General features: G+C 63.1%; 24 protein-coding genes. 8 read left to right on the top strand and 16 right to left on the bottom strand.

The features are described 5' to 3' along the window. Nucleotides 1-16: 16 nt before the first annotated feature. Entirely contained in the window at nt 17-601 is a 585-nt protein-coding gene (locus ACSW29_RS04165; RefSeq protein ID WP_003946106.1) for a hypothetical protein, read from the bottom strand. Nucleotides 602-786: 185 nt separating this feature from the next. Then, complete coding sequence (gene cspE / locus ACSW29_RS04160; protein ID WP_003946117.1) at nt 787-990, bottom strand: transcription antiterminator/RNA stability regulator CspE; 204 nt, start codon at nt 988-990, stop codon at nt 787-789. Between the two features lie 456 nt (nt 991-1,446). Here cspE and ACSW29_RS04155 point away from each other — a divergent pair, with 456 nt between their 5' ends. Next, nucleotides 1,447-3,735, top strand: a complete 2,289-nt coding sequence (locus tag ACSW29_RS04155) for a DEAD/DEAH box helicase (RefSeq protein WP_448277401.1) — start codon at nt 1,447-1,449, stop codon at nt 3,733-3,735. A 7-nt stretch (nt 3,736-3,742) separates the two neighbouring features. Here ACSW29_RS04155 and ACSW29_RS04150 read toward each other — a convergent pair whose 3' ends face one another. The 7 genes from ACSW29_RS04150 to ssd all read right to left on the bottom strand — a co-directional run bounded on the left by ACSW29_RS04150 (nt 3,743) and on the right by ssd (nt 8,356). Beyond that, nucleotides 3,743-4,093 carry an Rv3654c family TadE-like protein gene (locus tag ACSW29_RS04150; protein ID WP_448276562.1) on the bottom strand — a complete coding sequence of 117 codons (351 nt, stop codon included), beginning with the start codon at nt 4,091-4,093 and terminating at the stop codon, nt 3,743-3,745. Further along, nucleotides 4,090-4,449, bottom strand: coding sequence for a TadE family type IV pilus minor pilin (locus tag ACSW29_RS04145; RefSeq protein ID WP_317826497.1), 360 nt, complete (start codon nt 4,447-4,449; stop codon nt 4,090-4,092). Before ACSW29_RS04145 ends, ACSW29_RS04150 begins: the two co-directional genes overlap by 4 nt. Continuing rightward, complete coding sequence (locus ACSW29_RS04140; protein WP_230816494.1) at nt 4,449-4,652, bottom strand: DUF4244 domain-containing protein; 204 nt, start codon at nt 4,650-4,652, stop codon at nt 4,449-4,451. The genes ACSW29_RS04145 and ACSW29_RS04140 overlap by 1 nt, the downstream gene beginning before the upstream one ends. Before the next feature lie 65 nt (nt 4,653-4,717). Next, nucleotides 4,718-5,281, bottom strand: a complete 564-nt coding sequence (locus ACSW29_RS04135; RefSeq protein WP_448277400.1) for a type II secretion system F family protein — start codon at nt 5,279-5,281, stop codon at nt 4,718-4,720. Nucleotides 5,282-5,298: 17 nt separating this feature from the next. Next, nucleotides 5,299-6,087: a type II secretion system F family protein gene (locus tag ACSW29_RS04130; protein ID WP_347875579.1), complete on the bottom strand. Its 789-nt coding sequence runs from the start codon at nt 6,085-6,087 to the stop codon at nt 5,299-5,301. After that, entirely contained in the window at nt 6,084-7,265 is a 1,182-nt protein-coding gene (locus tag ACSW29_RS04125; RefSeq protein ID WP_448276561.1) for a TadA family conjugal transfer-associated ATPase, read from the bottom strand. The genes ACSW29_RS04130 and ACSW29_RS04125 overlap by 4 nt, the downstream gene beginning before the upstream one ends. Then, the gene (ssd, locus tag ACSW29_RS04120) at nt 7,262-8,356 is read right to left on the bottom strand and encodes a septum site-determining protein Ssd (protein ID WP_230816498.1); all 1,095 of its coding nucleotides are present in this window, start codon (nt 8,354-8,356) and stop codon (nt 7,262-7,264) included. Before ssd ends, ACSW29_RS04125 begins: the two co-directional genes overlap by 4 nt. A 312-nt stretch (nt 8,357-8,668) precedes the next feature. On the opposite strand from ssd, the gene ACSW29_RS04115 reads away from it, so the two are divergent. Then, nucleotides 8,669-9,487, top strand: coding sequence for an HAD-IB family hydrolase (locus ACSW29_RS04115; RefSeq protein ID WP_230816499.1), 819 nt, complete (start codon nt 8,669-8,671; stop codon nt 9,485-9,487). A 392-nt stretch (nt 9,488-9,879) separates the two neighbouring features. Here the strand turns inward: ACSW29_RS04115 and ACSW29_RS04110 are convergent, their stop codons facing one another. The 5 genes from ACSW29_RS04110 to ACSW29_RS04090 form a co-directional block, all read right to left on the bottom strand. Further along, nucleotides 9,880-10,629 (bottom strand): hypothetical protein, encoded by a 750-nt coding sequence (locus ACSW29_RS04110; RefSeq protein WP_020905979.1) that lies wholly within the window; start codon nt 10,627-10,629, stop codon nt 9,880-9,882. 56 nt (nt 10,630-10,685) lie between these two features. Further along, nucleotides 10,686-12,410: an ABC transporter ATP-binding protein gene (locus tag ACSW29_RS04105; RefSeq protein ID WP_317826503.1), complete on the bottom strand. Its 1,725-nt coding sequence runs from the start codon at nt 12,408-12,410 to the stop codon at nt 10,686-10,688. A 5-nt stretch (nt 12,411-12,415) separates the two neighbouring features. Next, complete coding sequence (locus ACSW29_RS04100; RefSeq protein ID WP_003946092.1) at nt 12,416-13,372, bottom strand: ABC transporter permease; 957 nt, start codon at nt 13,370-13,372, stop codon at nt 12,416-12,418. Continuing rightward, a complete protein-coding gene (locus tag ACSW29_RS04095) occupies nt 13,365-14,291 on the bottom strand; it encodes an ABC transporter permease (RefSeq protein WP_230816501.1) in 927 nt (308 codons plus the stop codon). Before ACSW29_RS04095 ends, ACSW29_RS04100 begins: the two co-directional genes overlap by 8 nt. A gap of 125 nt (nt 14,292-14,416) precedes the next feature. Next, nucleotides 14,417-16,033 carry a peptide ABC transporter substrate-binding protein gene (locus ACSW29_RS04090; protein ID WP_230816502.1) on the bottom strand — a complete coding sequence of 539 codons (1,617 nt, stop codon included), beginning with the start codon at nt 16,031-16,033 and terminating at the stop codon, nt 14,417-14,419. Between the two features lie 364 nt (nt 16,034-16,397). Here ACSW29_RS04090 and acs point away from each other — a divergent pair, with 364 nt between their 5' ends. After that, a complete protein-coding gene (acs, locus tag ACSW29_RS04085) occupies nt 16,398-18,329 on the top strand; it encodes an acetate--CoA ligase (protein WP_448276559.1) in 1,932 nt (643 codons plus the stop codon). 37 nt (nt 18,330-18,366) lie between these two features. On the opposite strand, the gene ACSW29_RS04080 is transcribed toward acs, so the two are convergent. Then, nucleotides 18,367-18,792, bottom strand: a complete 426-nt coding sequence (locus ACSW29_RS04080; RefSeq protein ID WP_347875576.1) for a MarR family transcriptional regulator — start codon at nt 18,790-18,792, stop codon at nt 18,367-18,369. 107 nt (nt 18,793-18,899) lie between these two features. Between ACSW29_RS04080 and ACSW29_RS04075 the strand changes: the two genes are divergently transcribed. The 5 genes from ACSW29_RS04075 (at nt 18,900) to ACSW29_RS04055 (ending at nt 24,662) form a co-directional block, all read left to right on the top strand. Next, nucleotides 18,900-19,979, top strand: a complete 1,080-nt coding sequence (locus tag ACSW29_RS04075) for a substrate-binding domain-containing protein (RefSeq protein WP_347875575.1) — start codon at nt 18,900-18,902, stop codon at nt 19,977-19,979. Between the two features lie 110 nt (nt 19,980-20,089). Beyond that, the gene (locus tag ACSW29_RS04070) at nt 20,090-20,710 is read left to right on the top strand and encodes an AmiS/UreI family transporter (protein ID WP_230816506.1); all 621 of its coding nucleotides are present in this window, start codon (nt 20,090-20,092) and stop codon (nt 20,708-20,710) included. A 26-nt stretch (nt 20,711-20,736) separates the two neighbouring features. Next, a complete protein-coding gene (locus ACSW29_RS04065; RefSeq protein WP_448276557.1) occupies nt 20,737-21,774 on the top strand; it encodes an aliphatic amidase in 1,038 nt (345 codons plus the stop codon). An 11-nt stretch (nt 21,775-21,785) separates the two neighbouring features. After that, nucleotides 21,786-22,844, top strand: coding sequence for an AAA family ATPase (locus tag ACSW29_RS04060; protein ID WP_230816508.1), 1,059 nt, complete (start codon nt 21,786-21,788; stop codon nt 22,842-22,844). 135 nt (nt 22,845-22,979) lie between these two features. Next, nucleotides 22,980-24,662 carry a purine-cytosine permease family protein gene (locus ACSW29_RS04055; RefSeq protein ID WP_230816509.1) on the top strand — a complete coding sequence of 561 codons (1,683 nt, stop codon included), beginning with the start codon at nt 22,980-22,982 and terminating at the stop codon, nt 24,660-24,662. Nucleotides 24,663-24,717: 55 nt separating this feature from the next. On the opposite strand, the gene ACSW29_RS04050 is transcribed toward ACSW29_RS04055, so the two are convergent. Then, entirely contained in the window at nt 24,718-26,109 is a 1,392-nt protein-coding gene (locus tag ACSW29_RS04050) for an MFS transporter (protein WP_448276556.1), read from the bottom strand. Nucleotides 26,110-26,233 lie beyond the last annotated feature (124 nt).

The following is a 26,233-nucleotide window of genomic DNA, read 5'->3' as shown; positions in this document are numbered from 1 at the left end:
CGAGGCAAGAGCACTGTCAGACGTGCGGCCAGGCGACCGAAGTGTCGACGTGTTTCGGCGCCTCACCGAGGTATTCGACGAGCTTTGTCAGTCTCTTCTTTCCCGACACACGGAGCCCCGGACCCGGTGTCCGGTTACCCAGTTGAGTCGGCGCGATACCAACCCTCATCAAGGCCTGAGCCAGCGGTGCGTGTGTCTCCTTGGCATGGGGGTCGAGGCCGAACACGAATCGCTCGCCGCCTTCTTCGAGCCTGCCGGCCGCGACGGCCCACACCCGAAGTTGGCGAGAGTTCGGTACCCAACCGACCGGCACCGCCTTCACAGCTCCCTTGGTCCACTGCACGGACAGCGGAAGGAGTGCGGGCGTCGACTGAGTGCGGACCAGTGGGCTGCCTTCTTCACTGCGCGTCACCTCGGCCCCGAGTCCGCACTGCGCGATCAACTCGGCAACGGCCTGCGCTCGCCAGTCCCGATCCACGACGATCGAGATTCGGGCACGATCCTCCGAGGTCACGACCTGACCTGGTCCGGCCAGCATTCCGGCAAGGTCCGTCACGGCAGGTGGAATCGACTCGGCAGAGAAAAAGGACAGTTGGCTCACAGAGTGAAACGTAAGCCACGAAGGTAGTGACGGCCTAGACGACCGGCCGAGGTCGAACAGCTGCGTGTATTCGCTCCGGGTGGAGAAGGTACTTGCGTGCACCGAAAAGATTTGTCCCCCACCGCACAGATGCAATGGGGGACAAATACTGTCCGAACTATTCGCTCAGCAAGTGAGCGGAAAAATCAGACCGCGCGAACGCCGGTAGCCTGGGGACCCTTGGTGCCCTGGCCGACCTCGAACTCCACACGCTGGTTCTCCTCGAGGGTACGGAAGCCGTTGCCCTGAATTTCGGAGTAGTGAACGAAGACGTCTGCGGAACCGTCTTCGGGAGCGATGAAGCCGAAGCCCTTTTCAGCGTTGAACCACTTCACAGTGCCCTGTGCCATGCTTTTCCTTCTCTTTCTAACACCGGATTCGGTGAACAGCCCTTACAGTCCACCGGGCCGGTTCCGACCGCTGTACGTCTTTATTTCCCCCTCAGGAAAGGCAGAGCACCGCGCCCGCAACAACGATCCTGCGAGCGTGCACTTTCTCAAGCCTACGAACACAGAAGCTGCGACCGATTGTCAGTCAACCATGTTCTCCGCGTGCACAACAGTCGAAAAGGGAACTAAAAACGTTAAAAGTTCGCTACGAGAAAAACAGCCCACGATCGTGGTTTCCCGCTTGCGCGCCGAGCACCCGGTTCCACCAAGACCGCCGACCGTTGCGTATCATCAAAACTGCAGGTAGCGACAGTTTCCGATTGCCGCCACACCCCAACGCCGAGCCCGGAGAGTCACGTGAACGCACCTTCCCCGATCCCCGCCCCGGGAGGGAAGCCTGGCGAGACCTACGGGCAGATGCTGCTCGATCGCGTCGTCGCCGGGGTCAGTGGAAGCGAAAAACCACTGATGTTCACCGCGCAGTTACCTGCTCGCGTAGCCGAGTTCACCGAATGGCCGGAATGGGTGCACCCCAGCGTCGTACGTGCGCTCGCCGAGCACAGCGTGCGGTCCCCGTGGATCCACCAGAGTGAGGCCGCCGACCTCGCGTACGCGGGAAAACACGTGGTCGTAGCCACCGGTACCGCGTCGGGTAAGTCTCTGGCATACCAACTCCCGGTGCTGACGGCCATGGCAACCGATCCGCTCGCAACAGCCCTCTACCTCTCCCCCACCAAAGCGCTGGGCTCGGATCAACTGCGAGCGGTGCTGTCCCTCACCGACTTCGACGTCGAACTTCGCAGCACCAACGCCAGTGCGTACGACGGCGACACCTCGCAAGAACTCCGCACCTGGGCGCGCGAGAACTCGCGCTGGCTCTTCACCAACCCCGACATGATCCACATTTCACTGCTCCGGACCCATCAGCGATGGGCGCACTTCTTCCGCAACCTGAAATACGTGATCATCGACGAATGCCACTCTTACAGGGGAGTCTTCGGATCGAACGTCGCGCTCGTGATCCGGCGACTGCGCAGGATTGCGGCCCGCTACGGCGCCGAGCCCACCTTCATCCTGGCCAGCGCAACCACAGCAGATCCCGGCGCGGCAGCCTCGCGACTGATCGGCGCCCACTGCACCGAGGTCACGGAAGACGGATCGCCGCACGGCCCACGTACCGTCGCACTGTGGGAACCGCCGCTGCTCGAAGCATTGACCGGCGAAAACGGTAGCCCGGTACGACGTCCCGCGGGTGCGGAAGCTGCGCGGATCATGGCCGACCTCATGATCGAGGGCGCCCGCACTCTCACCTTCGTTCGCTCCCGCCGCGGCGCCGAGCTGACCGCGATGGCCACCAAACGTCTACTCGCCGAGGTGGACCCGGACCTCGCCGAGCGAGTCGCGTCGTATCGCGCCGGATATCTGGCCGAGGACCGACGCGAACTTGAAGCTGCACTCGCCGACGGCACACTGCTGGGCGCAGCCACCACCAACGCACTGGAGCTCGGCGTCGACATCGCAGGCCTCGACGCCGTTGTCGTGGCAGGCTTCCCGGGCACCGTCGCGTCGTTCTGGCAGCAGGCCGGTCGCTCCGGGCGACGCGGGGAGGGTTCACTCGTCGTGTTGATCGCCCGCGACGATCCACTCGACACCTACCTCGTTCATCATCCGTCGGCAGTACTGGACAAACCCGTCGAGGCGACGGTGACAGATCCCGGAAATCCGTACGTTCTGGGACCACAACTTCTCTGCGCAGCAATGGAACTCCCACTCTCCGATGCCGAGGTGGACGTATTCGGGGCACTCGAGGTTCTGACCAGACTGTCGGAGGAAGGCAAGATCCGACGCCGAAAGCACGGATGGTTCGTCACCGCTGATTCGAACCCCCACGGCTCTTTGGACATTCGCGGCGGTATCGGAACTCAAGTGGCCATTGTCGACGGTGAATCCGGCCGGATGCTGGGCACTGTCGACGCGGGCCGCGCTCCCGCCACAGTTCATCCTGGTGCCGTGCACATCCATCAAGGCGAGACCTACGTCGTCGACGAACTGGACCTCGACGTCGGACTCGCACTGGTACACACCGAGAATCCTGACTGGACCACCTCGGCCCGCGAGACCACCGAAATCACGATCACCGAACAACTCGAGCACAAGAACTACGGCGACATCGCCGTCGCTCTCGTCCAGGTCGAGGTGACACACCAAGTCGTCGGGTACCTACGACGGTTGACTTCGGGTGAAGTCCTCGACTCGATCGAACTCGACATGCCCGCACACACTTTGCCCACCAGGGCAGTGATGTACACGGTCACACTGGAACTCCTCGAATCCATCGGGGTGCCGCCCGAGCGGTTCCCCGGATCACTGCATGCCGCCGAACATGCCGCGATCGGACTTCTGCCACTGGTGGCGATCTGCGACCGCGGAGACATCGGCGGAGTATCGACGGCCATGCACGCGGACACCGGACTCCCGACGGTCTTCGTCTACGACGGTCATGCCGGCGGCGCCGGGTTCGCCGACCGGGGGCACAGCGAACTGTCACGGTGGCTCACCGCGACGCGCGACGCCATACTGTCCTGCGAGTGCGCTCACGGATGCCCGTCCTGCGTCTATTCACCCAAGTGCGGCAACGGAAACGACCCACTCGACAAAGACGGCGCGGTGAAGGTTCTGACCGCCGTCATCGATACAATCAGCTGAGACACGATCAGCCGACCGGACCCGCACGAGCGAAAGCCTGCGCATCGCCGATCCCGAAGCCCGACAACAACACCGGTGCGCGTATCTCGACCACTAGATCCCACCCCTGGACATCGCACTCCTCGAGCACCGTACGCATCCGCTCCGCGATCACCGCGGACATCTCACACGCCGCCTTGTCACCGCCGTCCAAGGCGCCCGCCCCGCCAAGGGCCGAAAGATCAGCCGCCGACTGCGCCGTGTGCCTGGCCACCACCGCGGACCCGACATGCAGTATCCCGCCGGTCACCAGCACGATCGCCGCCAGAATGCAGCATGCCAGAACCGTGGCAACACCTTCGTCGTCACGTAGGTTCACCCCTCCTCCACCCCCGGTTCCACTGCTGCCACCGCCTCGGAAGAAATGTCGACCAACGGCAGCAACGTACTTTCGGCGCTGACAACGGCCACCGCAAAGCCGTCCACGATCTCCACCGAGATCGACGCATCTTCGGGTGCGATCCGACGGGCCGTGGCAACCGCAGACTCACGATCACCACGCGCCACCAGACGTGCAGCCTCACGAGCGGCGTCAACACACCGAACCTGCATCGACACCGCGAGTACACCGCCGATACACAGCACGACCACAGTGACGATCGAAGCCAGAGCAATCGCGGCCTCCACCGTCACGGCTCCGTCGTCGGCTTGCCGAATACCTCTCGTGGACAACATCACACCGCCGTCTTGAGAGCCTTGTCGATGATGCCCGTCAGTGCCGAGACAATGGAGTCACCGGTGACCACGGTGTACAGGACGGCTCCGAACGCCGCGGCAGCGATGGTGCCGATCGCGTACTCCGCGGTGGACATGCCGTCGTCCTCGGCAACCAACAGGGCAAATCTGGCTGACACCGACCTCAACGTCTTCGAAATCATTTCTCCCCCTTCAATCGAAACCTGTGGCAGCACTTCTGCCGCAGGAGCTTTCACTCGGATCCGGCTCACAGCAGGCCGTTACCGAGCACAGTCGTGGCAAGCCCGATCACCACCGGGACGATGCCCAAGGCGATGAAGGCGGGCAGGAAACACAGCCCGAGTGGGCCGCTGATCAACACTCCCGCGCGTTCGGCAGCGGCAGCCGCCAGATCCTCGGCCTCACCGCGACTACGCTCGGCGAGCTCGGTCATGGACGAGGACAACGACGAACCCGAACGCGCCGAACGCCGGGCCATCCTGGCCAGGGCTTCGGTATCCGGATCGAGAGCGGACTCGCTCCACGCTGCGTCGGGATCGGCGCCGAGCGCAAGAAGGTCGGCGACGCGGCGAAGCGAGTCGGCCATCGGTTTCGGCGCGGTCGCCGCCATCGCAGTGATCGCGGCGGAGACGGGAAGCCCAGCGCGTAGGCAAGCTCCGAGAAGATCGAGGCTTGCTGCTACCGCCAGTGGATCCAGCTTGTCCGCTACTGGAGCCTCGGGTTCCGTCGTCGTGCTCGCGAGGAGTACCCCTGCCACCCTGGCCGAAGCACCACGACGATCGGGAACGACCACGAGCGCCAATGCGATCATCACCGCCGACACCCAGTTCACGACGTCACCTTTGCAGTTATCTGATCAGTCCAGAGCAAACCAGCTGAGACACAAGCGGTTCCGATCACGAGGAGTACTCCGCCGAGCCCGCCTCCGAACAGCACGCGCAACGGCGACGCACCCATCAACTGTCCGAGACCGATCCCCAACAGCGGGAGAAAGGCCAGCACCGCAGCGGTCGCCCGAGCGCCCGCCAACCCGGCTTCGGTGCGTTGACGAAAGCGTCTACGTCCCAACATGTCCGTCCGGACGGCGCCGAGTAGTTCCGCCAGAGCCAGCCCGTGTTGGTCTGCGACCCGCCAGACGGATCCGATGCGGGAGAACTCACGCTCGATGCCGGAATCCGGTACCACGAAGGCCGCTGCGGCAGAACCGCCGAGACGCGCCCTCGCCCCAGCGGACCGGAACACCGCGCTCACTTCGCCGGTACATTCTTCGCCTGCAACAGAACTGGCCGCTGCAGGATGTGCGCCGACGCTCAACTCGGCGATCAGCACCTCCAAACCGGCGAGCAGCATCTTCTGTGAGAGGTCCCGGTTTTCGGCCGCCTTCGTGCGTCGGCCACGAAAGATCAGTGTTCCGACGAGGACGACCGCCGCGCACCCTGCCGAAAGACCTCCGAGAACCCACGCGGCCGAAATCGCGAGAAATGCGGCGACGAAGTCCCATGGAATTTGCCGGGAGGGCTTGTGGATACTCGGGTTGTATGTCGCGAGCCGAGCTCGTGAATCCCGCACCGGCGCAATCGAGACCGCCAACGCGAAGACCAAGAGGGAAACTGTCACGCTCTGACCTCCCGATTGCGAAGCCTGAACATCCGCTCGAGCCGCTCACGACCCGAACCGCCGTCCGGCCACGCCTGCATGATTCGCACGTATCCGTCCGCACTGCGGTCGATGACGCCGATCTGTTCGAGACGCCTCGATCCGTCTGACAACCGGTGGACGTGCAGGATCACTTGAACCGCCGCGGCAAGTTGACTGTGCAACGCGTGGCGATCCATACCGCCGAGCGCAGCCAACGCCTCGAGCCTGGCCGGCACCTCTTCGGGCGAATTGGCGTGGACGGTGCCGGCCCCGCCGTCGTGGCCGGTGTTCATCGCCGTGAGCAGATCCGTCACCTCCGCGCCGCGGACCTCACCGACGACGATGCGATCGGGACGCATCCGCAGAGCCTGCCGAACCAGATCGCGCACCGTCACCTCTCCGACGCCCTCCACGTTGGGAGCTCGTGCCACGAGGCGGACGACGTGCGGATGCGGCGGTGCGAGTTCGGCCGCGTCCTCGACGCAGACAATTCGCTCGCGCGGGTCGACGGCGCCGAGCATTGCGGACAACAACGTGGTCTTTCCCGCGCCAGTCCCGCCGATCACCAGAAAAGCCAAGCGAGAAGAGATGATGTGATTCAGGAGTTCGCGCGCGTCCGGTTCGACCGCGCCGTGAGCGCACAGCGCGTCGAGGCCCTGTGTCGCCGGCCGCAGCACTCGCAGTGACACGCAGGTTCCGCCCTGGGCCACCGGTGCCAGTACGGCGTGCAGTCGCACCCCGAAGTGCCCGTCGCCGACGCCCCGCAGGCGCCCGTCGACCCACGGTTGGGCGTCGTCGAGGCGTCGACCTGCCGACAACGCCAACCGTTGCGCCAGTCGACGCACAGCTGCCTCGTCGGTGAACCGCACCGCTGACCTTTCGAGGCCGACCCCGCGGTCCACCCAGACCTGATCCGGTGCGGTCACCAGTACGTCGGCGACACCGGGTTCGTGCAGCAGGGGTTCGAGCGGCCCCGCGCCCGTCAGTTCCGTCTGGAGCACCCTGACGACCTCCAACAGGTCGGTGTCCGCCAGAACGCCGGAGGACTCGGCTCGTACGGCATCGGCAACGGTGGCTGCCGTCGGCTCGGCGACCGACGACGCCGTCAATCGCTCGCGAACGCGGTCGAGCAGTTCGGCCGTGACCAACGCACTCATGCCGCAGCCCTGCGCGGGCGTGCTCCGGATTCAACGGCATCGAGTACCGCTGCTGCCGCCACACTCAACGGACAACCACGGGTCAATTCGAGGCCGCCGCGCTCGAGCATCGGTGCCAGCGAACGGTGGCCACGCATGACGGCAGTCAGGGTCAGGCCGAGCATGTCTGCCACATCGGCACCGCGTAGCCCTCCCGGCGCCGGCCCACGCACGACGAGTCCGACGTTGGAGTTGTGTCGCATCACCCAGGCCCCGACCTTCTCGGCAGCGACACACGCGGCCACGGTGGCCGGAACCACGACGAGGACAAAATCAGAGATCTCCAGTACAGCCTGGCCGACTTCGCTGGGGTGACGCGGCAGGTCGCAGACCACGAGTCCGCCGGATCTGCGACCTGCGTCCAGCACGGCGCGAACAGCGGTCACCGTCGGACCGTCGATCTCACGTCGACTGCTCGCCAGAACCCTCAAGAACTTTCCCTTTGCCGGCAACGCATCACGCAGCGCATCCGGTGCCAACCGTCCGCCCTCGACGGTCAGTGCACCCCAGCGCAATCCGGGGGCCGTCTCGATACCCAACAGGACGTCGGCGCCGGAACCGAGCGCGTCGACGTCCACCAGGAGCGTCGGGACGTGACGCGCCGCCGACGTCAGCGCGACAGCCGCCGCAGTTGCCGAGGCTCCGCCGCCGCCACAACCACCCACCACGCTCACGACGGTGCCGTCGCCACCCACGTCGACGTGGTCGGCCAGAACTGCGACCAACGCGTTCTCCTCTTCGGGCAGAGACAGAACGCTGTCGGCTCCGATCGCTGTGGCGCTCTTCCAATCGTCGACGGTCGGTGTGCCGTCGCATACGAGGAACACTCGCGTTCGCCTCGGGGAACGAGCCAGAGCATCTCGCGCAGCCGACGCGTCCAATACGACCGCCGAAGCGCGGTTCCACTGTTGCCGGGACACGGGATGCTCGGCCTCGTCCAGACGGCGGTCCACCGCGGCAGCGACGCGTCGCACACTCGCGAGGACCTTCGCGTCGTCGACGAGAACCAGAATGCAAGCGCCGGTTTCCCGGGAATTGATCGTCGTGTTCATGACTGCAGAGCCTGAACGAGCACGGGCACCGAAAACAGTGCGGTGAACGACCCTGTGGACAACTACGAAGTTGTGGAGAAACGGGCCTGAGACAGAGGACGACCCCCGCCAATGGGGGGAGGAGGCGGGGGCCGTCTGAGTTCAGCCCCGGGGGGTCGGGCTGAACTAGTTCGAACGAATCGAACAGCAACGATCTTACACCCGACATCGGCGAGAAACGCAAGCCTGAGCTGCACTGAACTGCTGTTTTTCGCCGAAAGAGGATGCTTGCCGAGGAGCACCCGAACCGCCTGTCGGACTATCCTCATTCCTGTGACCGACAAGCCTTCGAACGGACTGAATACCGGGCGGACAGCCGCTTTCTTCGATTTGGACAAAACGATCATCGCGAAGTCGAGCACCCTGGCGTTCAGCAAGCCATTCTTCGCCCAGGGTCTGATCAATCGACGCTCGGTTCTCAAGAGCAGCTATGCACAATTCCTGTTCCTACTGTCCGGCGCCGATCACGATCAGATGGAGCGCATGCGCGAACACCTGACGGCGATGTGTGCGGGTTGGGACGTGGAGCAGGTGAAGGCCATCGTCGCGGAAACTCTGCACGACATCGTCGACCCACTCGTCTTCGCCGAGGCGGCCGATCTGATCGCAGATCACAAGCTGCGTGGACACGACGTCATCGTGGTGTCGGCCTCGGGTGAAGAGATCGTCGCACCGATCGCCCGCGCCCTCGGAGCCACCCATTCCGTCGCGACGTCGATGAGGGAAGAAGACGGCCACTACACCGGCGAGGTCGACTTCTACTGCTACGGTCCGGGCAAGGTCGAGGCGATGGAAAAACTCGCCGCCGAGGACGGCTACGACCTCGCCGCCAGTTACGCCTACTCCGACTCGGTGACCGATTTACCCATGCTCGAGGCGGTCGGACATCCCACCGCGGTCAACCCCGATCGCGCATTGCGCAAGGAAGCAGCCGTAAACGGTTGGCCCATACTGACTTTCTCGAATCCAGTCTCACTTCGTGCGCGGCTGTCGGCCCAATCCACGACGACGGTGGCCACTACTGCCGCGGTGGGAATCGCAGCTGTGGTGGCCGGCGCCATGACCTTCGGGCTACTACGTCGGAAACGCTGAAATCCAAGGCCCACAAACAAAAATTGGTACTTGCTGTGAGCCCGGACACAGGGTACAAAGGAGTTACGGAAGAACGGAAGGCCAGGAACGGCTCGGAAGAGAAGGACCGTTTCCCCAACTGAAATTCCTAGCACGGGCACTAGGGCACCCACGCGGAGCACAAGCCACTATAAGGGCAGAAGCGTTGTGGGCCTGCGAGATTCGTTCAATTTGAGCGAGGACCCCACACAGGTTGCGGGGACGACCTCAGAAAGTGCGATCCCTCGCCGAGGCCACCCACACAACCCACCGAGCACGCTTGGTAACGAGTAGTCCGTGCTGACGGGCGGCGAAGTCGATTTATCGGCAGCGCCGCCCGTTCGTTATGTTCCGACAGGGGCAATTGTCCCGGACTACCCGGTAGCTGCGTCGGCAATCGAAGTCGCTTCTCGCGCACCGGCTTCGAGCGCACCGCAGCACAGGATCACCCAACTGCCGACGCCGGCCGGGTTTCCCGAAGCGAATCCTGCCGCGCCGTCCGTGTACGCCTGCGGCCGCCGAAGCCAACTGACCTCGGGGACCCCGAGATTGTGCGGATCCAACCCCGACGAGACCGCAACCAGACGTGAGGCCGCGCGGGCGACGATGCCGTCAGCTGTGCCGAACGGGCTCAGCGCCAAGAGTTCTCCGTGTACGACGGCTGCCAGAACCGGCGCCGGTGCACTGGTTCCTCCGGTGACGAGTTGGGCGAGAGCGTCCAAGCGCTCCCCCACGCCGCGGTCCGACCGTGGCCGTCCCAGTTGATCCGCGTCCTCGACGAGGTCCGCCGCGGCCAACAGGTGCAGCCGGGCCAGAGCCTGCAGTGGGGCGCGCTTCCACGTCGACTCCATGAGCGGAAGGCTGTCGCCGTCCAGAGCCTGAGCTACCCGCAGAGCACCCGCGAGAATCGGGTCACCGGCCATGCCCTCGGCCGGCAATTCGGTGGTGCCACCGGCCAATGAAGCGGAGGCTCGCGCAGCGCGAACCGCGGCTTCGGCGGCAGTGGTGGGCCAACCGCGACGGTTGGTCTTGTGCCGATGAACCTCACCCAGAGCGTCGCGCGCATGATCGGCGGCGGCGCGTACGCCTGGAAGATCGACGAGGGGCTGCAAGGGGTCCGTCACGATCAACGACGGTACCCTTGCAGCCCCTCTGCGGACTTGCCTACCTACCTGTTGCGTCAGCTTCCCAGCTTGATGGACCCACCGGGAATCGCGTCGAGCAACTTGCGCGTGTAGTCCTGCTGCGGATTGCCGAACACGTCGTCGATCGGCGCCGATTCGACGATCGAGCCACGCGACATCACCAAGACGTTGTCCGCGATCTGACGAACCACGGCCAGGTCGTGCGTGATGAAGAGGTACGTCAACCCGAACTCTGCCTGCAGGTCGTTGAGCAGGGTCAAGATCTGATCCTGAACGAGCACGTCGAGAGCGGAGACCGCCTCGTCGCAGATCACGACCTCCGGCTGCAAAGCCAGCGCGCGCGCAATTGCGACGCGCTGACGCTGTCCACCGGAGAGCTCGTTCGGGAAGCGTCGCATGACCGACTGGGGCAGACCGACCTTGTCGAGAAGTTCGCGGACGCGAGCCTCACGCTCGGCCTTGGTCCCGACCTTGTGGGTACGCAGCGGCTCCTCGATCGTGCGGTAGATCGAGTACATCGGGTCGAGCGTGCCGTAGGGGTTCTGGAAGATCGGCTGCACTCGGCGGCGGAACGCAAAGGTTTCCTTCGCGCCGAGTTTCGCCACGTCCTGACCGTCGAAAACCACGTTGCCCGCCGTGGGCTCGAGCAAGCCGAGGACCATCTGCGCGACCGTCGACTTACCGGAACCCGATTCACCGACGATCGCCGTTGTGGTTCCGCGGCGGACCTTGAAGGACACGTCGTTCACTGCGGTGAAGTCAGTGGTCTTGCGGAAACCCTTGCGCAGCTTGAACACCTTGGTCAGATGATCGACGACAAGAACGTCGTCGGTCGCCTTGCCGAAGGACTCTGCCGTACTTTCCTCGGCTTTGACCGCTTCGGCGACCCCTTCCGCCTGTTCCCGAATCTCGGCGCGCGCTACCGAAGAACTGAGTCGCTTCGACGCCAACGACGGCGCAGCAGCGACCAGCTTCTGTGTGTACGGATGCTGTGGACGCTTCAGAATCTCCAGTGCCGGACCGGATTCGACGATGCGCCCCTTGCTCATCACGATCAAGTGCTCGGCGCGCTCGGCGGCCAGGCCCAGATCGTGAGTGATGAGCAGAACGGCGGTGCCGAGTTCCGTAGTCAGACCGTCCAGGTGATCGAGGATCTGACGCTGGACGGTGACGTCGAGCGCCGACGTCGGCTCGTCCGCGATCAGGAGCTTCGGACGGGCAGACAACCCGATCGCGATGAGTGCGCGCTGACGCATACCGCCCGAGAACTCGTGCGGGTACTGCCCCAACCGGCTCTCGGCTTCGGCGAGGCCGGCCTCCTCGAGCAATTCGGCGGCGCGAACCTTGGCAGCTTTACCCTTGGCGATCCCGTTGGCAGCCAGTGCTTCCTCGATCTGGAAGCCCACTTTCCACACGGGATTCAGATTCGACATCGGGTCCTGCGGAACCAAACCGATCTGGCTGCCCCGGATGTGGACGAAGTCCTTCTCCGAAAGCTTCGAGATGTCCTTGCCGTCGAAGATGATCTCGCCTGCCGTCACCTTGCCGGTGCCGGGAAGCAGATTGATGATCGAGTGGGCGGTGGTGGACTTACCCGAGCCCGATTCGCCGACGATGGCGACCGTCTGACCCGGGTACACCGTCAGGCTGACGCCTCGAACTGCCGGAACCGGACCGGAATTGGACTGGAACGACACCTCGAGATCACGAATCTCGAGCAACGGAGTTTCCTCCGAGGTGAGAGTTTCCTTGGTGGTCATCGTGCTCACCGCTTCCGAGACTTGGGATCGAGGGCGTCGCGCAGTGCGTCACCCATCATGATGAATCCGAGGACGGTGATCGCCAAAGCCGTTGCCGGGTAAAACAAAATCGTTGATCCTTGACGCAGCGTCACCTGAGCGTTGCTGATGTCGCCACCCCACGAAACCTCGGTGGACGGAAGCCCGATACCGAGGAAGGACAGCGTCGCCTCGGCAACGATGTACGTGCCGAGCGAGATGGTGGCCACCACGATGATGGGCGCCAACGAGTTCGGGATGACGTGGCGGATCAGAGTCTTGAGCTTCGAAACACCCAATGCTTCCGAAGCCATGACGTAATCGTTGTTCTTCGCCGAGATCACCGCGCCTCGAGCAATTCTTGCCATCTGCGGCCAACCGAAGAGTGCCAGGACGCCGACGACGGTCCAGATGGTGCGATCGGTGAACAGCTGCATCAGAACGATGGCAGCGAGGATCAGCGGGATACCGAAGAAGATGTCGGCCACGCGGGAAAGAATCGAATCGGTCCAGCCGCCGTAGAAGCCGGACAGCGCGCCGAAGATCACTCCGATCACCAGCACCGACGCAGTGACGCCGACGCCCACGAGTACGGACGCGCGAGCACCGTAGATAGTGCGCGAGTAGACGTCACAACCCTGGCGGTCGAATCCGAACCAGTGGCCGGAAGTCGGTCCCTGCATGCTGTAGGTCAGGTCGCAGAACCGCGGATCGGTACTCGTGAACAAGCCCGGAAACGCTGCGATGACGATGACCGCGAGGATGATGATCGTCGAGATGATGAACAGGGGACGCTTGCGCAGATCGCGCCACGCGTCGGTCCACATGCTCGTCGGCGCCTGATCGAGTTTGACGGCGTCCGTCTCCCCCGGTGCCGCAACTTCGGGCGGTGCCACGAAATGACTTTGCCGGACTGCACGTCCGGTCTTCACGGTCTCAGACATAGCGGATCCTCGGATCGAGCGCGGCGTACAAGAGGTCGACGAGCAGATTCGCGATCAGGTAGATCACGATCAGGATAGTGACGAACGAAACCACCGTCGGTGCTTCACCTCTGGTCACGGCCTGGTAGATCGTGCCGCCGACGCCGTTGATGTTGAAGATGCCCTCGGTGACGATGGCGCCGCCCATCAACGTTGCGAGATCGGCGCCCAGGAACGTGACCACGGGGATCAGCGAGTTGCGCAACACGTGTACGCGAACCACTCGTCCACGGGAAAGTCCCTTGGCGGTGGCGGTGCGCACGTAGTCGGCACTCAGGTTCTCCGCCACGGACGTTCGGGTCAGTCGCAGTACGTAGGCGAACGAGACCGAACCCAGAACCAGGGCAGGGAGTAGGAGATTGGTAAAGCTGGTGTTGCCACCGACCGTCGGCGGGACGATGCCCCATTTGACGCCGATGAAGAACTGAGCCAGGAAGCCGATCACGAAGATCGGGATGGCGATGAGAACGAGGCTGAACAGCAGGACGGTGCTGTCGAAGAATCCGCCCTTACGCAGGCCGGCGATGAGGCCGAAGCCGACACCGAAGACCGTCTCGACGATCAGTGCCATGAAGGCAAGTTTCATCGTGATCGGAAATGCCTGTGCCAGAACTTCACTGACAGGTCGCCCGGAGAACGACGTGCCGAAGTCCAGCGTGAAGATGCCCTTCAGGTACAGCAGGTACTGCTGATAGAAGGGGAGGTCGAGGTGGTAGCGCTCCCGAAGCTGCTGTGCAACAGCCGGACTGAGCGCTTTGTCGCCCGCCAACGCGGCAATCGGATCACCGGGAAGCAGGAAGACCATGGCGTAGATCAGAAGAGTGGCCCCGAGAAAAACCGGGATCATTTGAAGCACTCGGCGACCGATGTACCAGAGCATCGGATCACCTCCTTGTCGATGATCGTGTACGTCAGCGGACAGTCCGGTGTGAACACGAGTTCGGGACGGCAGGCAGGGCGCCTGCCGTCCCGAACTCACGTTTCAGATGCGGATCGTTCTACGCGTCAGTTCTTTTCGATGTCTTCGTAGACCGGAACACCGTTCCAGCTGATGGTCACGTTGGAGACGTTCTCCGACCATCCACTGGCAGCGTTGCGGTACCACGTCGGAACTGCGGGCAGGTCTTTGAGCAGGACTTCCTGAGCCTGATCGAGCAGTTCCTGAGCCTTGGCCTGATCGGTCTGGCCGGCCGATTCGCGCAGGAGGCGGTCGAACTCGGGGTTGGAGTACTCACCGTCGTTGGAGCTGCCGCCGGTCTGGTAGTTCTGCGCCAGGAAGCCGTACTGCTGCGGGTAGTCACCCTGCCAACCGGAGCGGAAGGAGCTCTGGATGGTGCGGTTGGTGGCTTCGGTGCGGATCTGAGCGAAGGTGGCGTACTGCTTGCCCTTTGCGTCGATGCCGAGGGTGTTGCGGATGCTGTTCGCCGTGGCGTCGACCCATTCCTGGTGTCCGCCGTCCGAGTTGTACGCGATCTCGAAGCTGCCGGTCCACGGAGCGATCGCGTCGGCCTTCGCCCAAGCGGCCTTGGCTGCCTCGGGATCGAACTTCAGGTTGCTGTTGCCGGTCAGCGAGTCGTTCCAGCCCTTGATTGCGGGGCTGGTGAAGTCGAGTGCAGGCGTCCTGGTCTTGTTGAAGATCTGCTGGGTGATCTGATCGCGGTTGATCGCCATCGAGATCGCCTGACGGCGGAGCATGCCCTCTTCGCCGCTGAAGTGCGGCAGGCGACCCGGGATCGTGAACGTCTCGATGGTTGCCGACGGCTGGTTGACGGTGCGTCCGGGCAGATCCGACTCGAAGGTCGTGACGGCGCTCGGCGGAACCTGGTCGAGAACGTCGACGTTGTTGGCCAGGAGATCGGTGTAGGCCGTGTCGAGGCTGTTGTACATGATGAAATCGACGCCGGCGTTCTTCGGCTTGCGGTTGCCGTTGTAGTCCGGGTTCACGACGGTGTCGATGCGGACGTTGTGCTGCCATGCGCCGGTTCCGTCGAGCTTGTACGGGCCGTTGCCGATCGGGTTCTCACCGAATGCGGCCATGTCCTTGAACGCGACCTCCGGCAGCGGGTAGTACGCCGTGAAGCCGAGGCGATCGGGGAACGCCGACTCGGGCTGCTTGAGTTCGATGGTGAAGGTGGAGTCGTCCACGACCTTCAGACCCGACATGGTCTGTGCCGTCGGTACCTCGGCGGCAACTTCGTCGTAGCCCTTGATCGGGTCGAAGAACGAAGCCTGAAGCTGAGCGTTGGTGGAGAGGGCGCCGTAGTTCCAGGCGTCGACGAAGGACTTCGCGGTGACGGGGGTGCCGTCCGTGAAGGTCCAGCCGTCCTTGAGCTTGACGGTGAAGTTCTGACCGTCGGTGCTCTCGATGGACTCGGCAACCTCGTTCTCCGTACCGCCGTCGGCGGTGTACGAAACGAGACCGGAGAACAGCGAGTCGAGGACGCGGCCGCCCATGTTCTCGCTCGTGTTCGTGGGGATCAACGGGTTCTGAGGCTCGCCCGCCCAGGCGTTGACGACGCCACTGGACGATCCGCCCGACGAATCGCCGGACGAACATGCCGTGATCAGCACTGCCGTCATTCCGAGCGCGACCGCGCCGGTCGCTATGCGTGAGATACGCAAAGGAATTCCTTCCACATCTAAGTGACCCCGAGCATGCTCGCGGCCTGCCGACAGCCGTAACTGCCGGCGTCGTGTCGCCTACAACTGAAAGTGAACGTGACTTCGAGTTGCGGTCGAATAATGGTTTGACAATAGACACATCGAGCTCGAAGCGCGCACCGCACCCATTGTTGGAAAATTGGGGGTAATTGAATTCGCACACATTCATTCGTCGGCGGAAGCGACCACCCGTCGCATCAATTCGACCGATCGTCGCAGGACAACGGGTTGCAACGTGATGCAACGGTGCGTTTGCGCGAGCTTGTGACTACCCTCACACGGAGTCAGAAAAGTGTCGATCAAAGTGGAAAGAAGGCCGTCAGCCATGACAAGCGCAGCCGAAACAGACGTCCCCCAGGCATATCCGCCGAGCGCAGAGTTCGCTGCGGCCGCCAACGCGGGACCGGAGTTGCAGGCTGCCGCAGATACCGACCGCCTCGCTTTCTGGGCGAATCAAGCTGAGCGCCTTCACTGGCACGAAAAATGGACCGACGTCCTCGACTGGACCGACGCCCCCGTCGCCAAGTGGTTCGTCGGCGGAAAACTCAACGTCGCCTACAACTGCGTCGACCGCCACGTCCTCGCCGGCAACGGCGACCGCGTCGCCATCGCATTCGAAGGCGAACCAGGCGATTCCCGCGATCTGACCTACAACGACCTCCTCGCCGAAGTCAGTCGCGCCGCAAACACTTTCACCGACCTCGGCCTCGTCGCCGGTGACCGCGTCGCGATCTACATGCCGATGATCCCCGAAGCGATCGTCACCATGCTCGCCTGCGCCCGCCTCGGCCTGACCCACTCGGTCGTCTTCGCCGGATTCTCCGCCACCGCCCTACGCTCACGCATCGACGACGCCCAAGCCAAACTCGTCGTCACCGTCGACGGTCAGTGGCGACGCGGCGCAGCAGCACCCATCAAGACCGCGGTCGACGAATCCGTCGCCGGCGCCGAATCGGTGCAGAACGTGTTGGTGGTCAACCGGACCGGCATCAACGTCGACTGGACCGACGGCCGCGACCTGTGGTGGCACGAAACCGTCGCACAGGCCTCACCCGAGCACGAAGCGCAGGCCTTCGACGCCGAACATCCCCTGTTCATCCTCTACACCTCCGGCACCACCGGTAAGCCCAAGGGCATCATCCACACCTCCGGCGGCTACCTCACCCAAGCCTCCTACACCCACCACAACGTCTTCGATCACAAAGCCGGACAAGACGTCTACTGGTGCACCGCAGACATCGGCTGGGTCACCGGACACTCCTACATCGTCTACGGACCCCTCTCGAACGGCGTCACCCAGGTCGTCTACGAAGGCACCCCCAACTCCCCGAACGAGCACCGCCACTTCGACATCATCGAGAAGTACGGCGTCTCCATCTACTACACCGCACCCACCCTCGTGCGCACGTTCATGAAGTGGGGCCGCGAGATCCCCGACGCCCACGACCTGTCCTCGATCCGCCTCCTCGGCTCTGTGGGCGAGCCCATCAACCCCGAAGCGTGGCGCTGGTTCCGCGAGGTCATCGGCGGCAACAAAGCACCCATCGTCGATACCTGGTGGCAGACCGAGACCGGAGCGATCATGATCTCGCCACTCCCCGGTATCACCGCCACCAAACCCGGATCCGCCATGGCACCCCTGCCCGGCATCTCCGCCAAGATCGTCGACGACGACGCCAAGCCCCTCGGCCCCGGCGGCAACGGCTACCTCGTCCTCGACGAGCCGTGGCCGGCGATGCTGCGCGGCATCTGGGGCGACATGGACCGCTACCGCGACACCTACTGGTCACGCTACGCCGAAGAAGGCTGGTACTTCGCCGGTGACGGCGCCAAGTACGACGACGACGGCGCACTCTGGGTCCTCGGCCGCGTCGACGACGTCATGAACGTCTCCGGGCACCGCATCTCCACCTCCGAAGTGGAATCAGCACTGGTGAACCATCACGGCGTCGCGGAAGCCGCCGTCGTCGGTGCCGCCGATGAGACCACCGGACAGGGCATCGTCGCGTTCGTCATCCTCCGTGAAGGCGTCGAGAACACCGGCGACGTCCTCATCGCCGAACTCAAGGCGCAGGTCTCCACCGACATCAGCCCCATCGCCAAACCACGTCAAATCACCATCGTGCCGGAACTGCCGAAGACCCGGTCCGGCAAGATCATGCGCCGCCTCCTGCGCGACGTCGCCGAAGGCCGCGACCTCGGAGACACCTCGACCCTGGTCGACCCCAAGGTATTCGACGCAATCCGCGGCAAGTAAGGCCTTCGGCCCCCGTGCGCCTTTTTGGTAGTCCCCACTACCTAAAAGGCGCACAGGGGCGGAGCCCCTCTCGCAGCTTCACTTCCTCTTTCGACGTCAGCCAGGACTCCTCGGCCACGCGAATATCTGCTGCAACCCGCTTGTGCAAGGACTTTCCGCGCGAGGAGAGAAACACGCGCACCTTCCGGCGGTCGTCCTCACCGACTTCGCGATAGATGAGCGCAAGCGAGACCAGCTTGTCCGCGACTCGCGTCAGCGTCGGAGATGGTGTTCCCGTTCGATCGCGCAGCTCAGCCATAGTCAAGCCCTCGGTCGACGCCAAGGCTTCGAGCGTCATCCAGTGATCGAGAGTGAGATTCTCTGCCGCCAGCGTCTTCTCCGCCGCTGCTGCGGCAATTCGTGCTGCTCGGACCAGCGCGGTCGTCAGCGACGCATCGAGAATTCCGGAGTCACTTTTTCCCACTGATCGCTCCCCCGCTGTTGCGTAGTTCACACTTCTCGGGCAATACTTTCAAATGAAATGATAGTAACCCAGGCCAGGCCGCTGACTCCCGATTCCGGCGGCGACGCATGAACGCTACCGGCGCGCTCGAACGCGCGCGCAGCGCGGTGTGGCGCCTGGGCATGGTGGTTCCCCTCCAGGGACCGGCCGGACTGTTCGGTCCGTCGTGCGAAGCAATCAGCGAATTGGCCGCCCGCGACCTCAACAACTCCGGTGGCGTGCTGGGACGCGAAGTCCAGATCGAAGTGATCGACGGCGGCGCGACGCCGAGCGCCGTCGCCGCCCGCGTGCAACAACTACTCGACGCCGGCGACATCGACGCCGTCAGCGGCTGGCACATCTCCTCGGTCCGACACGCGCTTGCACCAGTGGTCGCCGACCGCATCCCGTATTCGTACACCTCGCTCTACGAAGGTGGCGAGGTCAGACCAGGTATCTACTGCTCGGGCGAGACACCACGGCAGCAGATCGCGCCGGCTCTGAAGTGGCTGCGTGACAACGTCGGAGCGCGTAAGTGGTTTGTCGTGGGCGACGACTACATCTGGCCCCACAGCTCACTCGGGGCCGTCCGACAGTTCGCGGCCGAACTCGATCTCACCCTGGTCGGTGGTTCGTTTGTCGACCTGGGGCGCGGCAACATGAAACAGTTGGTCGAGACCGTCTCGAACTCCAGTTGCGACGGCGTGATCATGCTCCTCGTCGGGCAGGACGCCGTCGACTTCAACCGTGCCTTCGCCCGCCGCGGGCTCGACGAATCGATGATCCGGTTCAGCCCGTTGATGGAAGAGAACATGCTGCTCGCGAGCGGGCCTAGGGCAACCCGAAACCTGTTTGCCTCCGCCGCATACTTCCGTTCGATGGTCGACGGCAACTCCATGGACCTGCTGGGACGCTACGTTGCACTGCATGGCGCGCACGCCCCAGCACTGAACAATGCTGCCGAGTCGTGTTACGAAGGGATACATACCCTTTCAGCCCTGGTTCGACGCGCCGACAGCACACAACCGCACGACCTGGACGCCGTCGTCGAAGGCGCCGCGTACGACGGACCTCGCGGGACCGTCGAGTTTCGCAATCGTGTTGCACGGCAGAAGATTCAGCTTGCCGTCGCCGACGGACTCGACTTCTCGATCATCGCCACCCTCTGAAATCTTTCCCTGAGATTCACCTCTTGACTTCTGTGGCGCGCATCACTTAGTTTCATTTGGAATCATTTCATTTGAAAGTAACCCGTCCCGAAAGTAACCGGAGGTGCCCGATGGGCAGTGTTGGCTTGCTTTACGTGGGAGCCGTCCTCTTCGTCAACGGACTGATGCTGCTCGGCACAGTTCCCGTTCGATCCGCCTCGGTCCTCAACCTCTTCGTCGGCGCTCTTCAGTGCGTCGTCCCCACCGTCATGTTGATTCAGGCACAGGGAGATTCGAGTGCCGTCCTGGCGGCCTCGGGGCTCTACCTGTTCGGATTCACCTACCTCTACGTAGGCATCAGCAATCTCGCCGGCTTCGAGCCGGAAGGAATCGGGTGGTTCTCGCTGTTCGTCGCATGCGCCGCACTCGTGTATTCCTTCCTCTCGTTCACGGTGAGCAACGACCCGGTATTCGGCGTCATCTGGCTCGCGTGGGCAGCACTCTGGACGCTGTTCTTCCTGGTGCTCGGCTTGGGCCGGGAAAATCTCGGCCGCTTCACCGGTTGGGCCGCAGTCCTTCTGAGCCAGCCCACCTGCACGGTTCCCGCCTTCCTGATGCTGACCGACAACTTCCACACCACGCCTGCCGTCGCGGCCGGCTGGGCCGGAGCACTTCTGATTCTCCTGGGTCTGGCCAAGATCCTCGCCGCCCCCAAAGCCGCAGTACCCCAATCCCGTCCAGTCTTCAACTGATCCACACAACCAAGGAGTGAAAGACAATGCGACACGGTGACATCTCCTCGAGCAACGACACAGTCGGCGTAGCAGTGGTCAATTACAAAATGCCCCGCCTGCACGATCGCGCCGGCGTCCTCGAGAACGCGCGCAAGATCGCCGACATGATGATCGGCATGAAGACCGGTCTCCCCGGAATGGATCTCGTGGTCTTCCCCGAATACTCCACGCAGGGAATCATGTACGACGAAGAGGAGATGTACGCGACAGCGGCCACCATCCCCGGTGACGAGACCGCGATCTTCTCCGCCGCATGCCGCGAAGCCGACACGTGGGGAATCTTCTCCATCACCGGCGAACAGCACGAAGATCACCCGAACAAGCCGCCGTACAACACGTTGATCCTCATCGACAACAAGGGCGAGATTGTTCAGAAGTACCGAAAGATCCTGCCCTGGTGCCCCATCGAAGGGTGGTACCCCGGTGACACCACCTATGTTTCCGAGGGCCCCAAGGGGCTGAAGATTTCGCTGATCATCTGCGACGACGGCAACTATCCGGAGATCTGGCGCGACTGCGCGATGAAGGGCGCAGAACTGATCGTCCGCTGCCAGGGATACATGTACCCCGCCAAGGACCAGCAGGTGATGATGTCCAAGGCGATGGCCTGGGCCAACAATTGTTATGTGGCAGTTGCCAATGCGGCCGGATTCGACGGTGTCTACTCCTACTTCGGACACTCGGCGATCATCGGTTTCGACGGTCGGACGCTGGGCGAAACCGGCGAGGAAGAATACGGAATCCAGTACGCGCAGCTGTCCGTCTCGGCCATTCGTGATGCGCGCGAGAACGATCAATCCCAGAACCACATCTTCAAGCTCCTCCACCGCGGCTACTCCGGCGTCCATGCAGCAGGTGACGGAGACAAGGGCGTCGCGGACTGCCCGTTCGAGTTCTACAAGCTGTGGGTCACCGACGCGCAGAAGGCTCAGGAACGCGTCGAGGCCATCACCCGAGACACAGTGGGTGTAGTGGATTGCCGCGTCGGAAACCTGCCGGTCGAGAAGACAATCGAAGCGTAAGGATTCCTGCCGTGCCGTATATCACCGACATGCTCCATGACCGGAACAGTGCAGCAGCACCACCACCGGCCGAGGAACCAACCGAACCCGCACCGGTAGGAGCCTTCGACGCCCACAAGCTCTCGAAGGCCCTCAGTTCCAAGATCGTCGGACAACAGGCCGCCGTCGACGCTGTGGTTCGCGCAATTTCGATCGCGCATGTCGGTGCCACGGATCCGACGCGTCCGCTCGCCAATATCCTTCTGGTCGGCCCCACCGGCGTCGGCAAGACGGAGCTGGTGCGGCGGGTGGCCGCGGAACTACGGTCAGGGCCCGACGATCTGTGCCGCATCGACATGAATGCTCTAGCACAAGAGCACTATGCGGCATCGTTTTCCGGGGCTCCGCCTGGATATGCCGGAAGCAAGGAGTCCTTCACACTGTTCGACAAGAACACTGTCGAGGGCGATCCGTATACCCCCGGAATCGTCCTGTTCGACGAAGTGGAGAAGGCCGACCCCACCGTGCTGCGCGCGCTCCTGCAGGTCCTCGACAACGGCGAGCTCCGGTTGGCGAACGGTCAGCAGAAGATCTCGTTTCGCAACAGCTACGTGTTCCTGACGTCGAATCTCGGTTCGGCTGCGGTGGCGGAACGTCGACGGTCCCGCCTACGACAGATCGCCGATCGCGTCCGCATCGATCGACCACGCCACGGTCATCATCTGGTGCAGCGCGCGCTGGAGAAGTTCTTCGACCCCGAGTTCTTCAACCGCATCGACGAAACCGTGATCCTCGACGAGTTCGACGAACGGACGGCGGAGCAGGTCACTCGGCTCGAAATCGGACTGATCACAGCTCGGCTGGCCAGGAGAGGCGTCGACGTGGAGGTAGACGACAGCGCCGTCGCCCTGTTGCAACGGCGCGGGTTCGACCCGGTGTACGGAGCACGTGGCCTACGCCGGACCATCCGAAACGTCTTGGCCGACCCGGTGGCCGCCGCCGTTCTCGACCTTCGGCCGGTCGGGACGCAGCCACTCGCCTTGCAAGCGCGGGCAGTTGGTGATCAGATACAGGTAAAGAAAGTCCCATGAGTGCTCGCTCACGTTGCGGATCGAATCCGCAACGTGGGCGACACATTTCAAACATGTCCGCGTAACGCCACCTCCCTAGGTTGGGTGCCTGCACCACAAAGTGCACATGCACAGGCACCCAGGGGAAGTGACGTCATGACAGCAGTGAACGAGCAGGTGTCCGCCGGCGCGCCGGACAGGGCAGAACTCGGTGAGAACGCCGCACTCAAGGAGACTCTGGAGGACTACACCCTCCGATTTGCGCCACGCAGTTACCGCAAATGGGGAACCGGCGTGGTCGCGACCTCCGCGCTCGGCGGAATCGCGTATCTCGCAGACTTCTCGATCGGCGCCAACATCGGCATCTCGTACGGCACCGGTAACGCACTGCTGGGCATCGCCGTGTTTGCCGTCGTCATCATGGCCACCGGCTTCCCACTCGCCTACTATGCCGCGCGATACAACATCGACCTCGATTTGATTACGCGCGGAAGCGGTTTCGGCTACTACGGTTCGGTGGTCACCAACGTCATCTTTGCGACGTTCACTTTCATCTTCTTCGCGCTCGAGGGTTCCATCATGGCCCAGGGTTTGAAACTGGGGCTCGGGATCCCGCTCTCGATCGGCTACGCGGTCTCGACCCTGATGGTCATTCCACTGGTCATCTACGGCATGAAGGCTCTGGCAAAGCTCCAAGTGTGGACGACGCCTTTGTGGCTCGTCATGATGGTGCTGCCGTTCCTGTATCTGCTGTTCAAGCACCCTGATTCGGTGAGCGCGTTCTTCGCATTCGGCGGTGAGGACGGCGCAAACGGCAAGGGTGTCAACTTCGGTTCGGTGATGTTGGCCGCGGGTGTCTGTCTGTCGCTGATCGCGCAGATCGCCGAGCAGATCGATTACTTGCGCTTCATGCCGCCCAAGACACCGGAGAACACCCGTCGTTGGTGGGCTGCAGTAATTCTCGCCGGGCCCGGCTGGGTCATCTTCGGCGCGTTCAAGCAGATCGTCGGACTGTTCCTCGCCGTGTACATCATCGCGAACGTCGTCGACGGATCCTCGATCGCCAACCAGCCCGTGCACCAGTTCCTCGAGATCTACCAGGACATGATGCCGCACTGGCTGGCCATGACGCTGGCCGTGATCCTCGTCGTCATCAGCCAGATCAAGATCAACGTCACCAACGCGTACTCCGGCTCACTGGCCTGGACCAACTCGTACACCCGCGTCACCAAGACCTACCCGGGACGCATGATCTTCGTACTGGTCAACCTGGCGATCGCACTGATCTTGATGGAAGCCAACATGTTCGACTTCCTCAACACGATTCTGGGCTTCTACGCCAACTGCGGTATCGCCTGGGTCGTGGTTGTCGCCTCTGACATCGCGATCAACAAGTACTGGTTGAAGCTCTCCCCGAAGGTCCCCGAGTTCCGACGCGGGATGCTCTACGACGTCAACCCCGTCGGCTTCGTGTCGATGCTGCTGGCTGCGGGAGTGTCGATCCTGGTGTTCTTCGGCGCTTTCGGTTCGGCGATCAAGCCGTTCTCCCCGATCGTCGCGATCGTCATCGCACTGGTGATGCCGCCGGTCCTGGCCGTCGCCACCAAGGGCAAGTACTACCTACGACGCACTGACGACGGCATCGATCTACCGATGTTCGACGAGTACGGAAACCCCTCCGGCGAAACGCTTTTGTGCTGCGTCAGCGGAGTCGAGTTCGAGCGTCCCGACATGCTCGCGTCGAACGTTCCCGGCCCGAACGGCGAGAAGCAGTACATCAGTTCCTTGGCATTGAGCACCGACAAGACCGGTGAGCACGTCCTGCCTGCTCAGCCCTGACAACTGCTGTGCGCCTTTATCAACCGCCGGGGGTTGATAAAGGCGCACAGCAGGGTCATGCCCCTACATTATCCAGCGACTCACCCTTTGTCTCACGCATGACCAGCAGCGCAACAAAAGTCAGTGTCGCCGCCACGAGGAGGTAGATGCCGACCCAGCCGACGCCGTAGTTCTTCGCAAGGTAGACGGCGATGAACGGCGCCACCGCAGCGCCCAGAATGCTGGCGGTGTTGTACGCGATTCCCGAGCCCGTGTAGCGGACGTTGGTCGGGAAGAGTTCCGGGAGAACGGCACTCATCGGACCGAAGGTCAGGCCCATGAGCAGCATGCCCACGATGAGGAACGCCAACATGCGTCCGTCGTTCATTCCGTCCGGTTCGAGGAAGACGCCGAAGGTCAAGCCGAACACCATGATCAGGCCGGTGATGATCAGCAGCGTGATCCGGCGCCCGTAACGGTCGGCGAGCCAACCCGAGACCGGCACGGCGGCAGCGAAGAACACGACTGCGATCAGCTGCAGGACAAGGAAATCGGTGTACTTGAAGCCGGCACCGGTTCCACCGTCTGCCGCCGTCTTGCCGGTTCCGTGACTGAGCACCCAGGTGGTCATGATGTAGAAGAGCGTGTACGTCGCGAGCATCACGAACGTACCGATGATCAGCTGGCGCCAGCTGGTCTTGAACACCTCGGCGACCGGGGTCTTGACCTTCTCGCCGCGCTCGACTGCGCGCGCGAACACCGGGGTTTCCTCGAGCTTGAGCCGTACGTACAGGCCGATCATCACCATGATTGCGCTGAGCAGGAACGGAATTCGCCAACCCCAGCTCAGGAACGCGCCCTCGAGGTCCGGGCTGGAATTGTCGTGGTTCATGAACAGCGTGATGATCAGGAACAGGCCGTTGGCCATGAAGAAGCCGATGGGGGCACCGAGTTGCGGCCACATCGCCGCCCAGGCCCGCTTGCCTTCCTTGGCGGTCTCGGTCGCGAGTAGAGCAGCACCCGACCATTCACCGCCGAGTCCGAGGCCCTGACAGAAGCGCATGAGCGCCAACAACGCCGGGGCCAGCAGACCGATCTGGTGATAGGTGGGCAGCAGACCGATGAGGAAGGTCGCGATGCCCATCGTCAGCAGCGAGCCGACCAGGGTTGCCTTGCGTCCGACGCGGTCCCCGAAGTGTCCGAAGAGGATCGAGCCGAGGGGGCGGGCGACAAACGCGAGTCCGAACGTCGCCAACGACGCGAGAAGCGCGGTGGCGTCGTTGCCCTTCGGAAAGAACAGGTGCGGGAACACCGATACTGCCGCGGTTGCATAGATGTAGAAGTCGTAGAACTCGATGGACGTACCCACCATGCTGGCAACCACGATTCGGCTGCGTGGCACTCCGGCGACGGTATCTGCGCCACCGTCCTCAGGCTTGGGTGGGTTCTCACTGACTGACGTGCTCAAAGAATGCTCCTGCGCCGATATACGAACGATGTCCAATTGGTGGGATGCTGTCCCAATCGGTAGGAATTGAACACCCGCGGGGTTTTCCTGCGCAAATCCGACTCCGCGAATTCGGCTCAGCGGG

It is taken from the genome of Rhodococcus sp. GB-02, from assembly GCF_053470465.1.
This window is presented reverse-complemented; position numbering and strand designations above follow the sequence as displayed.